This window comes from Mycolicibacterium llatzerense (assembly GCF_025331195.1).
In the GTDB taxonomy this organism is placed as follows: domain Bacteria; phylum Actinomycetota; class Actinomycetes; order Mycobacteriales; family Mycobacteriaceae; genus Mycobacterium; species Mycobacterium llatzerense.
In genome coordinates this window covers 1439778-1454293 of the sequence record NZ_LXOV01000001.1, presented here as the reverse complement: position 1 = coordinate 1454293, position 14516 = coordinate 1439778, and the positions used below count along the sequence as shown (strand labels likewise).

The following is a 14516-nucleotide window of genomic DNA, read 5'->3' as shown; positions in this document are numbered from 1 at the left end:
TTTTCAGCTACTTTCTGCAACGGCGTCGCCGAGGGCCGCGCCGTCACGCAGGTGCGGCATCAGGACGTTGTCGTACATGTTCAGCGCACTGGCGATGGCCATGTGCATGTCGAGGTATTGGTAGGTGCCGAGGCGGCCACCGAACAGCACGCGGTTCTCATCGGTCTCGGCCTTGGCCCTGGCGCGGTAGGCGGCCAGGATCGCGCGATCCGAATCGGTGTTGATCGGGTAGTACGGCTCGTCGTCGTCGCCCGCAAAGCGCGAGAACTCCCGCATGATGACGGTCTTGTCGGTCGGGTACTCCCGCTCGGGGTGGAAGTGCCGGAACTCGTGGATCCGGGTGAACGGCACGTCGGGGTCGTTGTAGTTCATCACCGGGGTGCCCTGGAAGTCACCGATGGGCAGGACTTCCATCTCGAAGTCCAAGGTGCGCCAGCCCAGCCGGCCCTCGGAGTAGTCGAAGTAACGGTCGAGCGGACCCGTGTACAGCACCGGGGCGTCGGGGCTCTCGGCGCGCAGCGAGTCCCGCACGTCGAACCAGTCGGTGTTCAGCACCACGTCGATGCGCTCGTCGGCGGCCATGTTCTGCAGCCAGGCGGTGTAGCCGTCGACCGGCAGACCCTCGTAGGTGTCGTTGAAGTAGCGGTTGTCGAAGTTGTAGCGCACCGGCAGGCGGCTGATGATCGACGCGGGCAGGTCCTTCGGATCGGTCTGCCACTGCTTGGCCGTGTAGCCCTTGACGAAGGCCTCGTAGAGCGGCCGGCCGATGAGCGAGATGGCCTTCTCTTCAAGGTTCTGCGCATCGTCGGTGTTGATCTCGGCGGACTGCTCGGCGATCAGGGCGCGGGCCTGCTCCGGGCTGAAGTAGCGCCCGAAGAACTGCGACACCAGACCCAGCCCCATCGGGAACTGGTAGGCCTGGCCGTCGTACATGGCAAAGACGCGGTGCTGGTAGCCGGTGAAGTCGGTGAACTGCCGCACGTAGTCCCACACCCGCTGATTGGAGTTGTGGAACAGATGGGCACCGTACTTGTGCACCTCGATGCCGGTTTCCGGCTCGGCTTCTGAGTAGGCGTTGCCGCCGAGGTGGTGCCGGCGCTCGACGACCAGCACCCGCTTGTCGAGTTGGGTTGCCGCGCGCTCGGCAATCGTCAGGCCGAAGAATCCGGAGCCGACGACGATGAGGTCATATGGGCCGGAGGACTGGGTCACAGCGCCCCGGGAATCAGCGGAGGTCATCGGCGTTCAGGGTATCCGACAGAGGCCGTTCGGCCCGAAAACACCCTGTCGGCCCAGCCAGTGCGCGGGCCGGTCGCAATTCGCTCACGATTCCGCATCGTCACTCTAATCCCACCAATCACAGCTTTAACATCGAATCCGTCAGTACCGACGACTCGGCAAGCCAGCTCGAGCCGTGCCCCACACGACCCGAGGAGACTTCCGTGCCTAACCGACGTCGACGCAAGCTCTCGACAGCCATGAGCGCAGTCGCCGCCGTGGCCGTCGCAAGTCCGATCGCACTCGTGGCGGTCGCCCAGATGACCCCGGCAACCCCGACTCCGCAGCACCGCGAATTCGTCCAGGCTGCGCTGGTCACCGACCTCCCCAACGAGGTCATGTCCGCGCTGTCGCAGGGCCTGTCCCAGTTCGGCGTCAACCTGCCGAACCTCATGGGTGGCGCCGGCGCCTCCACCAGCCCCCTGACCGGACTGTCGCCGCAGACCAGCCTGACCCCGGGACTGAGCTCTCCGGGCCTGACCCCCGGCCTGAGCACCCCGGGCCTGACGCCGCCGGCCGGCCTCACGGCGCCGGGTGGGCTCACGGCGCCGGCCGGCCTGACCCCTGGCCTGGGCACCACCCCGTCGACCGGACTGACCGCACCTGGTCTGACCCCGCCGACCGGACTGACCGCACCGGGCCTCACCCCGCCTGCCGGCCTGGGCACCACCAGCCCGTCAGCGCTGACCCCGGGACTGGGCGGCCTGCCCAGCGCCGGCCTGACGACCCAGGGCGCCACCCTCCCGAGCGTGAGCACGCCCGGGCTGACGGCTCCCGGTCTCAACGCCACCGGCCTGACGACGCCGTCGATCAGCGCGAACCCGGCAGGGCTCGGCACGGCAGGGATGCCGATGACCGATCCCAACGCCAGCCTGGGCCTCGGTCCGGGCCAGGGACTGGGCGGCAGCTACCCGATCCTCGGTGACCCGTCCGTCGGACTGGGTGGCGGCGACGGCCTCGGCCTCGGCGCAGCTCCGAGCAGCGGCGGCGGCGGGCTGATCAGCGATCTGACCAGCGCGGCCAACCAGCTGGGCGCGACCCAGGCGATCGACCTGCTCAAGGGCATGGTCATGCCGGCCATCACCTCCGCGGTGAAGTCCGCTCAGGCCGCCCCCGCGGCAGCCGCAGCGGCCGCACCGGCATTGCCGGCCCCCGCGGTCTGACATCCCGTCACACAACTGAAGACCTGTAACCAAGACGGCACCGCAGAAGCCCCACGGCTCTGCGGTGCCGTTGCGGCGCATCGCAGAGAATTGACAGCCCAGTAACCCGTGTCGAAACACTGGTAACACCCGGCACATACGTAACATTCGCGCTGTGCCGCGCCGTCGACCCGCACCGTCAATACTGTTGTCCGCCCTGGCGGCGACCGTCGTGATGGTGCCGTTGGCCGTCAGCGGTATCCCCGGCATCCCGGGCCTGACGGACGACAAGCCGTCGGCGCCGGAGCTGCGCACGCAGCCACTGGCCGGTGTCGGAGGCGGACAGACCGTCCGGGAAATCCATCAGGACACCCCGTTCTCCCTGGTCGCGCTCACCGCATCGGACTTCACCGGCACCTCGGCCCGCGTGCGCGCCCAGAAAGCCGACGGGTCCTGGGGGCCCTGGTACGAAGTCGAGGCACCTGACGGCGTCGGCGAGGCCCGCGCCACCACTCGCGGCACCGAGCCCGTGTTCGTCGGCCGCACCACAACCGTCCAGATCGCGGTGACCCGGCCCGCCGAAGCGGCCGCCACACCGCCGGACGCCAACCGACCGCAGGGTCCCGGACTGGGGTACCGCCCCGTCGATGTCGAAAAGCCGTTGGGCCCCAGCATGAAAGCGGTGCTCATCAGCCCGCCGGAGGCGCCGGCCGACGTCCAGTTCCAGCCGACCGCGGTGTCGGCACCGAACCAGCCGCCGAACATCATCAGCCGCGCTCAGTGGGGCGCCAACGAGGGCGTCCGCTGCGGCCAGCCGGTGTACGACCCGGGCGTGCGTGCCGCGATCGTGCACCACACCGCCGGCAGCAACGACTACGCACCGGAGGATTCTGCGGGTATCGTCCGCTCGATCTACGAGTACCACACCCGCGAATTGGGTTGGTGCGACATCGCTTACAACGCGCTCGTCGACAAATACGGTCAGGTTTTCGAAGGCCGCTTCGGCGGGATGACGAGGCCCGTCGAGGGGTCGCACACCGGCGGATTCAACGTGGACACCTGGGGCGTGGCCATGCTCGGTGACTTCGACGTCGTGCCCCCGACCCCGCTGCAGCTGAAGATGACCGGCCGGCTGATCGGCTGGCGGCTGAGTCTGGACCACGTCAATCCCCTGGGCAGCGTGGTGCTGACCTCGGGCGGCGGCACCTTCACCCACTTCCCCGCAGGCGCGACGCCGACCCTGCCGACCATCTTCACCCACCGCGACGTCGGCAACACCGACTGCCCGGGCAACGCCGCCTACGCCGCCATGGGCGAATTGCGGGACATCGCAGCATCTGTCACCGCCCCACCGGGTGCCCTGAGCGCCATGGACATGCTGCGCGGCGGCGCCATCTTCGACAAGTGGCAGGCCATGGGCGGGGCGGCCAGCCCCCTCGGCGTCGCCACCTCACCGGAGGCCGCGGCCGACGGCCACACCCGCTACGCGACCTTCGACCACGGCGCCATGTACTGGTCGCCCGCCACCGGCGCCCAGCCGCTGACCGGATCCCTCTACGACGCCTGGGGCGCACTGGGTTTCGAACGCGGCGCCCTCGGACTGCCGACCAGCGGGGAGATTCCCGAACCGCAGTGGATCGTGCAGAACTTCCAGCACGGCACCCTCAACTTCGACCGCGAGCACGGGACCGTCACCCGCGTCATCGACGGTGTGCCACAAGAACTTCCGTCGCTACCGCAGCAGGAGCCGGTGCAGCTCGAGCGGTTCAGCCGGATCGAGATGCAGAGCTAGGGCTACAGCCACCAGCGTTCGAGCACCCGCGCGACGCCGTCGTCGCTGTTGGTCGTGGTGACCTCGTCGGCGGCCGCCTTGGCTTCCGGATGCGCATTGCCCATCGCCACCCCGAGCCCGGCCCAGGTCAGCATCGGGACGTCATTGGGCATGTCGCCGAAGGTCACGACGTCCTCGGCGGTGATCCCCAGCGGGCGGATGACCTCGGCGACGCCGGTGGCCTTGCTGACACCCAGCGGCACCACTTCGATGAGCCCGTTGTTGGTCGAGTAGGTCAGGTCGCCGGCGAGGCCGACGTGCGGCGCCAGCGCCGCCGCCAGATCGGCGCTGTGCGCGCCGGCCTTGCGGATCAACAGCTTCACCGCGGGCACGCTCAGCATGTCCTCGACCGAGACCTCGGTGTTGTCGGGGTTGTGCCAGGCGTGTTCGTAGCCAGGCGAACTCGCGAACTGGGGTATCGACTCGTCGAATGCGGTACGGCCCACGCGCTCGACCGCCAGCCCGACGCCCGGGATCACCCGGGCGGCGATTTCGGCCAGCTCGCCCAGCGCGTCCGGCGACAGGGTGTGCGCCGAGACGACGCGATCGGTCGCGGCGTCGTAGACCACGGCACCGTTGGCGCACACCGCCATCGGGGCAAACCCGAGGCCCTCCACCACCGGCGGAATCCAGCGCGGCGGCCGGCCGGTGGCGAGCACGAATCGGGCCCCGTTCGCGACCGCGGCCTGCACGGCGGCGCGGGTCCGCGGCGTCACCCGCTCATGGGTGTCGAGCAGGGTGCCGTCGACGTCGGTGGCGATCAGAGCGGGCAGCATCACCGGCCCTCGGCTTCCCGACGGGCCCGTTCGGCCTTCTCCAGCAATTCGGCCTCCTCAGGCGTCGGGGCGCTGCCGCCCAGTCGGCGCGGCACCCAATACGCACCTTCGGGGTGCGGGTATTCCTCCTGCGCCGTGTGCAGCTGATCGGTCATGGTCTGCTGCAGTATCGCCATCACCTCGGCGACCGGACCGGTCGCCAGGATCGGCGCACCCACCCGAACGATGACCGGAATCTTCTTGCGTCCCAACCGCTTCGGGTGGTCCTTGGTCCACACCCGGTGCACGCCCCAGACGATCACGGGAATGATCGGCACCTGCGCATCGAGCGCCATCCGCGCCACCCCGGTCTTGAACTCCTTGAGCTCGAAACTGCGGCTGATCGTGGCTTCCGGATACACCCCGACCAGTTCCCCGGCGCGCAGCCGCTCCACGGCGACCGGATACGCGTCACCGCCGGAACTGCGGTCGACCGGGATGAGCCCTGCCCGTTTGACCAGGAAATTGCCCATCGGCACCTGCTGCACCTCGGCCTTGAGCATGAAGCGAACCCGGCGCTTCCGATGCGTGGCGGCCAGCCCTACCGGCAGGAAGTCGACGTAACCGGTGTGGTTGATCGCGATCACCGCGCCACCGGTGTCCGGAATGTGTTCCAGCCCTTGGTAAGTGATCCGAGTCCCGGTGGCGGCAACCGCCGCCTTGGCGGCAATCTCGATGCCGCGGAAGACTGGCTCCATGGCGCTACTCCGGCGCCCCTTCCGCCTGCCGCGCCGCCCGGCGGGCCGCTTTCTCGCGGGCTTCGTCGAGATCCATCTGGTCGGCCTCGGCCAGCGTCGGCGCCCCGCCACCCAACCGGTGCGGCACCCAGAATTCGCCGGCCGGGTGCTCTCCGTACGCGTCCTGAACTTCCGACAGCAGGTGCTGCATGCGGGCGTGCAGCAGCGCGGTCAACTCGGCCGCGGGCAGCGTCGGATAGATGGGCTCACCGACATGGATGTGGATGGGCACCTTGGGGCGGCGCATGTTGCGCGGATGGCCCTTGGTCCAGATCCGCTGGGCACCCCAGATGATGTGCGGCACGATCGGCACGTCGGCCTCGATGGCCATCCGCGCCGCGCCCGATTTGAATGCCTTGATCTCGAAGCTGCGGCTGATCGTGGCTTCCGGATAAACGCCCACGAGCTCGCCGAGTTTGAGTTGCTTGACCGCCTCGGAGTACGAGTCGGCGCCACTGCCGCGGTCGACGGGGATGTGGCGCATCTTGCGCATCAGCCATCCGCCGTACTTGTTGTCGAAGACTTCCTTCTTCGCCATGAACCGCACCTTGCGGCCCCGCTTCTGCAGGACTGCGGGCAACCCGGCGAAGGTGAAGTCGAAGTAGCTGGTGTGGTTGATGGCGACCACCGCACCGCCACTGACCGGCAGGTTCTCTGTGCCCGTGACGGTGAACTTCAAGCCCTGCACGCGCCACACCGTGCGCGCCAGCTTGATTGCCGTGCCATATACCGGTTCCACGAGCATCAGCCTAGTGCGGACCGTCGGTACCGCGCCTACAAAGGTAGGCCAGGCTGTAGGGGTGACCTTCCCGAGCGGCCCCGTACCGATTCCCGACGTCGTCGACACGCTAGCCGTCGGCCGTCCCGTGACCGCGGTGTGGGAGAACGAACTCGGTGGCGTGACGTTCGCCATCGGCGCCGGCGACGAGTACGTGAAGACCTACCCGGCCGAGCACGCGCCGCTGCTGACCGACGAAGCGGTCCGGCTGCGCTGGGCCGGGAAGTACATCGCAGTGCCGATCGTGCTCGGCGAGGGCGCGGGCTGGCTGCACACCGCGGGCCTGCCCGGTCGCTCCGCCGTCGACCCGCGGTGGTCCGACGATCCCGAGACCGCGGCCCGCGCGATCGGCGCGGGCCTGCGCGCCATGCACGACGCGCTGCCGGTCGAGGACTGCCCCTTCGGACGTCCGTCCTGGGTCGTGGACGTCCCCGATCCGGACCGGCTCGTGGTCTGCCACGGTGACGCCTGCTCACCGAACACCCTGATCAGCGACGACGGCGCCTTCGTCGGGCACGTCGACATCGGGGACCTCGGGGTGGCCGACCGGTGGGCCGACCTGGCCATCGCCACCATGTCCCTGGACTGGAACTACCCCGGCAACTACGAGGCCGCCCTGCTGGACGCCTACGGGGTGACGCGGGACGACGCACGCATCGACTACTACCGCGCGCTCTGGGACGCGCCGGAATCCAGTTAGACTCGCTGGCGAACTCTCCACCGCCAAAAGGGGCATTTGTGCAGGTCACAAGCGTTGGACACGCCGGATTTCGGATCGATACCGCTGCGGGCAGCATTCTGTGCGACCCGTGGGTGAACCCTGCCTACTTCGCGTCGTGGTTCCCGTTCCCGGACAACAGCCGGCTGGACTGGGACGCGCTCGGCGACTGCGACTACCTGTACGTCAGCCACCTGCACAAGGACCACTTCGATCCGGAGCACCTGCGCGCCCACGTCAACAAGGACGCGACGGTGCTGCTGCCGGACTACCCGGTGCCGGACCTGCGCCGTGAGCTCGAGGCCCTCGGCTTCCACACGTTCTACGAGACCACCGATTCGGTGAAGCACCGCGTCAGCGGCCCGAAGGGCGACCTGGACGTGATGATCATCGCCCTGCGCGCCCCCGCGGACGGCCCGATCGGCGACTCGGGCCTGGTGGTCTCCGACGGCGAGACCGTCGCGTTCAACATGAACGACGCCCGCCCGATCGACCTGGACATGGTGGCCGCCGAGTTCGGCGACGTCGACGTGCACATGCTGCAGTACTCGGGCGCCATCTGGTACCCGATGGTCTACGACATGCCGGCCCGGGCCAAGGAGGCCTTCGGCACCCAGAAGCGGCAGCGGCAGATGGACCGCTCCCGCCAGTACATCGCGCAGGTCGGGGCCACCTGGGTGGTGCCGTCGGCCGGTCCGCCGTGCTTCCTGGATCCCGAATTGCGTTGGCTCAACGACGATCACGACGATCCGGCCAACATCTTCCCGGACCAGGCGGTGTTCCTGGACCAGCTGCGCCGGCACGGCCACGACCGCGGGCTGCTGATGATCCCGGGCACGGTGGCCTCGTTCACCGGTTCGACGCTGGACTCGCTGACGCACCCGATCCCCGACGCCGAGGCCGAAGCGATCTTCACCACCGGCAAGGCCGAGTACATCGAGGCCTACGCCCAGCGCATGGCACCGGTGCTGGCCGCCGAAAAGGCTGCGTGGGCACCGGCTTCCGGCGATTCGCTGCTGGAGCCGCTGCGGGCCAAGTTCGAGCCGATCATGGTGCAGAGCGACCAGATCTGCGACGGCATCGGCTACCCCGTGGAATTGCGAATCGGTACCGAGACCGTCGTCCTGGACTTTCCGAAACGCGCTGTGCGGGAAGCAATTCCGGACGAGAAGTTCCGCTACGGCTTCGGCATCGCGCCCGAGCTGGTGCGGACCGTGCTGCGCGATGACGAACCGGACTGGGTCAACACCATCTTCCTGTCCACCCGCTTCCAGGCGTGGCGAGTCGGCGGCTACAACGAATACCTCTACACGTTCTTCAAGTGCCTGACCGACGAGCGCATCGCCTACGCCGACGGCTGGTTCGCCGAGGCGCACGACACATCGGCGTCAATCGACCTGGGCGGCTACGAGATTCAGCGCCGCTGTCCGCACCTGAAGGCCGACCTGTCGAAGTTCGGCATCGTCGAGGGCAACACCCTGACCTGCAACCTGCATGGCTGGCAGTGGAACCTCGACAACGGCCGCTGCCTGACCTCCAAGGGTCACGAATTGCGGAGCGCCAAACGGTGACCAGCGCCCACTCCGGCGCTCGCTCGGACGCGCACTACGACGACGGCCAGATTTTCCTGGACCGGCAGGCGATCACGTTGCGCCGCTACCACTTCCCATCGGGCACGTCGAAGATCATCCCACTGAGCGCGATCCGCGGATACAAGTCCGAATCACTCGGATTCATCATGGATCGGTTCCTGATCTGGGGCGGCACCGATCCGCGGCGCTGGCTGCCGCTGGACATCTGGCGGCCCATCAAGTCGACGCTGGTGACCCTCGACGTCGTCGGCACCACTCCGGCGCCGGCCTGTACCCCGTTGCGACCCAGGGAGTTTCTGGCGACGCTCGACGTGTTGCTGAAGGAACAAGCAGGCCGCTGACAGTCGCCGTTACCAGCTGGTGCCGGCGAGCCCGGGAATCACGCACCGCCCGTCGGCGGCGACGCGGCCGATGAGCATCCCGTCGTAGCCGGTGCAGGACGAGTTGAGCGGCTCGCAGGTGTTGATGGACGTGATCACCTTGTCCCCGCCGCACGGGGTACCTGGAGCGGGGGGATCGGCTGCGGCGACAGCACTGCTGCCGCTGAACGCCAGAATTGCCGCCGACGTGATGACGAACGAGCGGGTCGAGTTGAGCATCATGGATACCTCCGGCCGATGGCCCCGACGTGCACCAATGCTACGCCCAATTCGGGACGGTAAACCGAGCTACTGCGCGGCCCGCACCGTCTGCCGCAGCACCGAGGCGTCGTCGGAGGCGGTGTCGTACACGCGCACGATGGCCTGGTCGCCCGGCTTGAGGTAGGTGGACTCCCCCAGCTCGGTGTAGCGCGTCGCGCCGATGCCGACGAGCAGGCGCGTCGGGTGCCCGCTGGCCACCATCAGGGCGCCCACATCCTCCAGAGGCGTGTCGTCGGAACCCTTCTGGTTGGCCAGCCGGTCGACGATCCAGTCCAGCAGCTGCGTGCCGTAGTAGGAGTAGCCCAGCAACGGGCTGTCCTGGCCGTACGCGTGCTCAGTGCCGGTGCCGTCGTCCAGGAAGCTGGCCAGCCGCAGCGACGACGTCGGGCCGTCGGGGCTCAGGTCGCTGATCTCGAAGAACTGCGGGGCCACGCCCTTGGACGCCGGACCCCAGTTCTTCTTGTGACTGATCTTCGGGGCATTGGGCCGGCGGATCGAGCAGTCGTTGAACGCGCCCAGCGCGAACGGCCGCAGCCCGACCACCCGGTCGCCCGACCATGACACCTCACACGCCAGCCCGACCTCGGGTTCGATCTGCAGATTCAGCGGGGTGTCACTGACGGGCAGCTGGACGGCGTCCGTCGACAGCGGGAACTCACCGAGGAACGTGTCACTGCCCGGCGCGTACCACGGGAAAATGCCCTTGGGCGCCCCGCCCTCCGACCTGACGTTGACGAAATCGACTGCCTCCCCGGCCTGTTCGAGGTGCCCGGCGAAGTTGCCCGCCACCCCGAAGCCGAACCAGCCACGCATGTCGTCCAGGTCGAGATCGATCATGGCAGCCACCCTACTTCGGCCGCGACCAGCCCCGACAAGCCACAACCAAGTCGCGCTTAAGTCACGGGCACCAGGCTGTGCACCAACCTGATCACAAGGAGTCCGCTGTGCCCACCTCCGTCCGTACCGTCACCGTCGCACCCCGCCAACCCGACGAACCCAAGCCCGATCTGCTGGGCATCACGCTGGCGCACCGCGCCATGCTCGTCGACCTGGTCCGTCTCACCGAGCTGGCCAAGGCGGTGCGCGACCGGGACGTGATCTGCACGCCCGCCCGGGCCCGCGCCATCTCGCAGTACATCGAGATGTTGTGCGACTCCATCCATCACCATCACAGCACCGAGGACACCGTGCTGTGGCCGGTGATCCAGGCCAGCGTGGGCGATCACCTGGACCTGAGCGAGCTCACCGACGACCACGCCGCGCTCGACCCGCGCCTGGACCAGCTGCGTGCCCGCGCCGCCGCGTTCCGGCTGTCGAACGGTGACCGCAAGGTCGCGTTCTTGATGGCCTTCGAGCTGGCGGAACTCACCGCGCTGCTGACCGAGCACATCAACGACGAGGAACTGGACCTGTTCCCGCTGATCACCGAGCACGTGTCGGTCGCGGACTGGGAAGCGGTGGAGGCGGCCGCGCGCGCCGGCAGCCGGATGTCGTTCGACGGTCCGCGTTCGCTCGCGGTGATGACCGACGACGAACGGGCCTCGATGGCAGGACAACTGGGCATCGGGCTGCGGGCATTCCTGGCGGTGCTGGCGCTGCGGCACCGGCGCGTGATGCGCGCGGTCTTCGGCGACCTCGCAGAGAGCCGACTCGAGGCCCTGGCTGACTAGTCGATGAAGCTGCGGGCTTCGGCCGCCAGCCGGTCCCGCAGCGTTTCGGCGGCCTTGCGGAAGTCGCGGGCCTCGTCGGGCCGGTCCAGCACGTCGGCGGCCGCGGCCAGCGCGTCGTCGACGGGGCCGACCATCAACCCGTCGACCCCGAGCCCGGCGATGCTGCCGGAGTAGCGCGCCAGTTCGGCCGAGCGGGCCCGCACCTCGTCAATGTCACCCATCGCCACCGCGGCATTGACCCGCAGCACGGTGAACGGCACCCAGAAATAGGCCCGCTCGATGGGCTTTCGGTCCGGCCACAGCTCCCGGGCCTCGGCCTCGCGGCCCCGCGCGACCAGCGCCAGCACCGCCGCGTCCAGCGCGGCGACGGAAATCTCCCGGTAGAAGAACAGCAATTCGTCGGCCAGTGTGCCGAGGTCGCCGAGGCAGAATTCGCCCGTCGTCCGGCCCACCATGGCCAGCTTGGCGCCGTTGGCGGCGCCGTTCTCGGCCATGCGTGCGGCCAGGTCGGTGTAGGCGCTCACCGCCTCGTCCAGGCGGCCGGCCAGCAGGTACATCCGGGCGCGGAACAGGCCCAGCACGCCCAGCAGGTGGACCAGCTGACCGGTGCTCGCGCGCGCCACCGCGAGGTCGACGTGGCGCTTGGCCGTCGCCAGATCGCAGCGGTTGCCGGCCGCCAGCGACAGCAGCCAGTGCGCCACCGCCTGGTAGTCGGCCTGCTCGGCGGCTTCGGCGGTCTGCAGCAGTTCGGCGGCGAGCACGTCGCGCTCGGTGTCGAGGTCGGGTCCGAGGGCACAGAACGCGTGGACGTTGAGCGCCGTGCACAGCAGGCGGCCCGCCCCGGGATCGTCGGCGTACACCTGCCGCGCCAGCGCAAGCATCTCGGTGCTGGCCGCCAGCGCACCGTCCGGGTCGCTGCCCTCCAACTCGACGTAGAGCGCTTTGAGCAGCCGGATGCGGTCCGCGGCGGCAACGTCGCCGGCCAGCACGTGGCGCAACAGTCCGATCATCTGACCGTCGGATTCGTCGTACTCGCGGTCGCGCCACACGAGCGGGGTGTCCCACGCGGTCAGGATGCGCACCACCAGGTCGTCGCGCGACCGGCCGGAGACCAGCTGCAGCGCGCACTTCATCTCGCTGCGCGCGGTGACGGCGTCGCCGGACTGCGCCAGCGCGGCGATCAGTCCGCAGCGGACCTCGATGTCCTGATCCAGCATTGCCACGCTCGGCGCCAGCTGTCGGCTGGCCGCGAGTTCGCGCATCTGGACCGCGGCGCGCCACTGCCGGGCGGCTTCCGCGTGGGCCCCGACCGAACCGGCGTCCCGCGCCGCGGCGGTGGCAAAATCTGCTGCCGCCGAGGCGGTTTCGGCAGTCGCCGAGGCGACGGCGTGGTGAGCCAGGGCAGCTTGGTCGACCGAGCGGCCGGGTGCGCGCAGCAGCTCCAGCGCGGCGCCGTGCAACCGGGACCGGCGCAGCTTCGAGGTGTCCTCGTAGAGGGTGTCGCGGACCAGCCCGTGCGCGAATTGCAGCCGGCCCGGCGACGGCTCGTCGAGCAGGCCCAGCAGGACGGCCGGTTCCAGCGCGTCGAGCAGATCGTCGGGGTCGCTGCGACCCAGCTCGGCCAGCAGCTCGACGTCGATGTCGCGGCCCAGCACGGCGGCCTGCCGCAGGGCGGTGACCGTCGGGCCGGGCAACCGGGCCAGCCGGCGCCGCAGCACGTCGCGCACCCCCACCGGCACCGACGCCCACACCGCGTCCGGCCCCTCGGCGGCCATCAGCCGGGCCAGTTCGCGCACGAACAATGGATTGCCACCGGTGCGTTCCCGCAGCAGGCGCAGGGCCTCGCCGCTGGTCGTCAGTCCGCAATCGGCGGCGACGGCAGCGGTGGCCGCGGCGTCCAAACCGCCGAGGATCAGATGCGCGGACGTATGCACCGTCAGAGCCGCCCGGGCCACCTCCAGCTCGCCGCGATCCTCCGACGGGCGGTACGTCGCCATGACCAGCACGCGGCGGTCCTGAATACGGTCGGCCACCAGCCGCAGCAGCTCCAGCGTCAGGCCGTCGGTGCGGTGCAGGTCATCGAGTACGACGGCCAGGGGCTGGTCGTCGGCGACGGTGCCGAGCGCGTCGGCCACCGCCTGTCCCAGCCAGAACGTGCCCTGCTCGGCGGCGGCCCCGTCGTGCAGCAGCGGAGCCAGCGCCTGCCGGTCGTGGTCGGTCGAATCAACCAGCTCGCGGAGCACCTCGGTCCACGCCCAGCCTGCGGGCGCGCCATGGACCTCCTGGCACCGGCCGTGCACCGTCCGCCAGCCGGCCGCCCGCAACCGGGCCGCGGCGGCCGCTGCCAGCGTGGTCTTCCCGGAGCCCGCTTCGCCGCCGATCCACAGCACCGCACTGGCACCCGCGGCGACGCCACGGGCGGTGGCGGCGATCGCCGCGAGCTCTTCGGCCCGGCCGTACGCGACGTGACCCACGGGTGCACGCGGCGCGGTCTCCGGGGCCGCCGGCGTCGTCGACCGCACCGGCGCGGGCCGCGACGGTTCCAGATGATCGGCCTGGCGCAGGATGTCGCGCTCGAGATCGCGCAGGGCCCGGCCCGGTTCGAGACCGAGCTCGTCGATGAGGTGCTCGCGGGTGCGCCGCAGCACTTCGAGCGCATTCGCCTGCCGCCCGGTCCGGTACAGCCCGGTCGCCAGGACTGCGGCGGCCCCTTCGCGCCCCGGATGCTCGGCGACGTGCCCTTCCAGCGCCGCGATGGCGCTGCTGTACCGGGCGAGGTCGACGAGTGCGGCGGCCTGGCTTTCCACCGCCGCCAGCCGGAGTTCGGTCAGCCGCGAGACCTCCGGCGCCGCCCACAGGGCGTCACCGGCCCCCGCGAACGGCTCGCCCGCCCAGCCCGCGAGTGCCTCGTCGAGCAGTTGCACACGGTTTCTTGAATCCGATTCCTCTTGTGCGGCAGTGACTTTCGCTTCGAAACGCCAGGAGTCGACGGCGTTGTCCGGCAACCGCAGGCAGTACCCGGGCGCGGCGCTGACCAGGATGCGGGCCGGCGCCCGGCGCTGCCGGCCGGGTTCGAGCACGCGGCGCAGATGCGAGACGTAGACCTGCAACGCCGACAGTGCCTTCGGTGGCGGTTCGCCTTCCCAGAGGTCGTGGATGAGCCGGTCGACGGACACCGTGTGGCCGCGCGCGGCGACCAACCGGGCCAGCAGCGCCCGCTGCATCCGCGCACCCAGGTCCACCGGATCGTCACCGACCCACGCCTGCACCGGACCGAGCACCGCCACCCGCACCGGGTATTCCACCGTCATGCC

Annotated in this window: 13 protein-coding genes; 6 read left to right on the top strand and 7 right to left on the bottom strand. The window is 69.6% G+C overall.

The window, feature by feature from the left end; all coding sequences use genetic code 11:
• Positions 1-3: 3 nt before the first annotated feature.
• The gene (glf, locus tag A7G45_RS07335; protein WP_043985801.1) at positions 4-1239 is read right to left on the bottom strand and encodes a UDP-galactopyranose mutase; all 1236 of its coding nucleotides are present in this window, start codon (positions 1237-1239) and stop codon (positions 4-6) included.
• 203 nt (positions 1240-1442) lie between these two features.
• Here glf and A7G45_RS07330 point away from each other — a divergent pair, with 203 nt between their 5' ends.
• Together A7G45_RS07330 and A7G45_RS07325 are read left to right on the top strand one after the other, a co-directional pair.
• A complete protein-coding gene (locus A7G45_RS07330; protein ID WP_260935339.1) occupies positions 1443-2441 on the top strand; it encodes a hypothetical protein in 999 nt (332 codons plus the stop codon).
• 154 nt (positions 2442-2595) lie between these two features.
• On the top strand, positions 2596-4212 hold the full coding sequence (locus A7G45_RS07325) for an N-acetylmuramoyl-L-alanine amidase (protein WP_260935337.1): 1617 nt from the start codon (positions 2596-2598) through the stop codon (positions 4210-4212).
• 2 nt (positions 4213-4214) lie between these two features.
• Here A7G45_RS07325 and A7G45_RS07320 read toward each other — a convergent pair whose 3' ends face one another.
• Genes A7G45_RS07320 through A7G45_RS07310 form a run of 3 tightly spaced genes read right to left on the bottom strand, consistent with a single transcriptional unit; the run spans position 4215 to position 6542 of the window.
• A complete protein-coding gene (locus A7G45_RS07320) occupies positions 4215-5027 on the bottom strand; it encodes an HAD family hydrolase (protein ID WP_260935335.1) in 813 nt (270 codons plus the stop codon).
• On the bottom strand, positions 5027-5764 hold the full coding sequence (locus A7G45_RS07315) for a lysophospholipid acyltransferase family protein (RefSeq protein ID WP_260935333.1): 738 nt from the start codon (positions 5762-5764) through the stop codon (positions 5027-5029). Before A7G45_RS07315 ends, A7G45_RS07320 begins: the two co-directional genes overlap by 1 nt.
• A 4-nt stretch (positions 5765-5768) precedes the next feature.
• Positions 5769-6542, bottom strand: a complete 774-nt coding sequence (locus A7G45_RS07310; protein WP_043402933.1) for a lysophospholipid acyltransferase family protein — start codon at positions 6540-6542, stop codon at positions 5769-5771.
• A 61-nt stretch (positions 6543-6603) separates the two neighbouring features.
• Between A7G45_RS07310 and A7G45_RS07305 the strand changes: the two genes are divergently transcribed.
• The 3 genes from A7G45_RS07305 to A7G45_RS07295 are packed head-to-tail and all read left to right on the top strand — an operon-like array spanning position 6604 to position 9232.
• Positions 6604-7281 carry an aminoglycoside 3'-phosphotransferase gene (locus A7G45_RS07305; protein WP_260935332.1) on the top strand — a complete coding sequence of 226 codons (678 nt, stop codon included), beginning with the start codon at positions 6604-6606 and terminating at the stop codon, positions 7279-7281.
• 38 nt (positions 7282-7319) lie between these two features.
• Positions 7320-8870: a Rieske 2Fe-2S domain-containing protein gene (locus A7G45_RS07300; protein ID WP_260935330.1), complete on the top strand. Its 1551-nt coding sequence runs from the start codon at positions 7320-7322 to the stop codon at positions 8868-8870.
• Positions 8867-9232 (top strand): hypothetical protein, encoded by a 366-nt coding sequence (locus A7G45_RS07295; protein ID WP_051955334.1) that lies wholly within the window; start codon positions 8867-8869, stop codon positions 9230-9232. Before A7G45_RS07300 ends, A7G45_RS07295 begins: the two co-directional genes overlap by 4 nt.
• A gap of 9 nt (positions 9233-9241) precedes the next feature.
• Here A7G45_RS07295 and A7G45_RS07290 read toward each other — a convergent pair whose 3' ends face one another.
• Both A7G45_RS07290 and A7G45_RS07285 read right to left on the bottom strand, forming a co-directional pair.
• Positions 9242-9493: a hypothetical protein gene (locus A7G45_RS07290; RefSeq protein WP_260935327.1), complete on the bottom strand. Its 252-nt coding sequence runs from the start codon at positions 9491-9493 to the stop codon at positions 9242-9244.
• A 66-nt stretch (positions 9494-9559) separates the two neighbouring features.
• A complete protein-coding gene (locus A7G45_RS07285) occupies positions 9560-10369 on the bottom strand; it encodes a DUF5718 family protein (protein WP_043985807.1) in 810 nt (269 codons plus the stop codon).
• Positions 10370-10476: 107 nt separating this feature from the next.
• On the opposite strand from A7G45_RS07285, the gene A7G45_RS07280 reads away from it, so the two are divergent.
• Positions 10477-11202, top strand: coding sequence for a hemerythrin domain-containing protein (locus A7G45_RS07280; RefSeq protein ID WP_043402504.1), 726 nt, complete (start codon positions 10477-10479; stop codon positions 11200-11202).
• Here A7G45_RS07280 and A7G45_RS07275 read toward each other — a convergent pair.
• Complete coding sequence (locus A7G45_RS07275; protein WP_260935323.1) at positions 11199-14513, bottom strand: ATP-binding protein; 3315 nt, start codon at positions 14511-14513, stop codon at positions 11199-11201. The genes A7G45_RS07280 and A7G45_RS07275 overlap by 4 nt on opposite strands.
• Positions 14514-14516 lie beyond the last annotated feature (3 nt).

What these genes read in the sequence shown, in the direction of transcription:
- A7G45_RS07320 (WP_260935335.1), bottom strand. Translation starts at nt 5,027, where the DNA reads ATGCTGCCCGCTCTGATCGCCACCGACGTCGACGGCACCCTGCTCGAC.
- glf (WP_043985801.1), bottom strand. Translation starts at nt 1,239, where the DNA reads ATGACCTCCGCTGATTCCCGGGGCGCTGTGACCCAGTCCTCCGGCCCA.
- A7G45_RS07275 (WP_260935323.1), bottom strand. Translation starts at nt 14,513, where the DNA reads ATGACGGTGGAATACCCGGTGCGGGTGGCGGTGCTCGGTCCGGTGCAG.
- A7G45_RS07285 (WP_043985807.1), bottom strand. Translation starts at nt 10,369, where the DNA reads ATGATCGATCTCGACCTGGACGACATGCGTGGCTGGTTCGGCTTCGGG.
- A7G45_RS07315 (WP_260935333.1), bottom strand. Translation starts at nt 5,764, where the DNA reads ATGGAGCCAGTCTTCCGCGGCATCGAGATTGCCGCCAAGGCGGCGGTT.
- A7G45_RS07290 (WP_260935327.1), bottom strand. Translation starts at nt 9,493, where the DNA reads ATGATGCTCAACTCGACCCGCTCGTTCGTCATCACGTCGGCGGCAATT.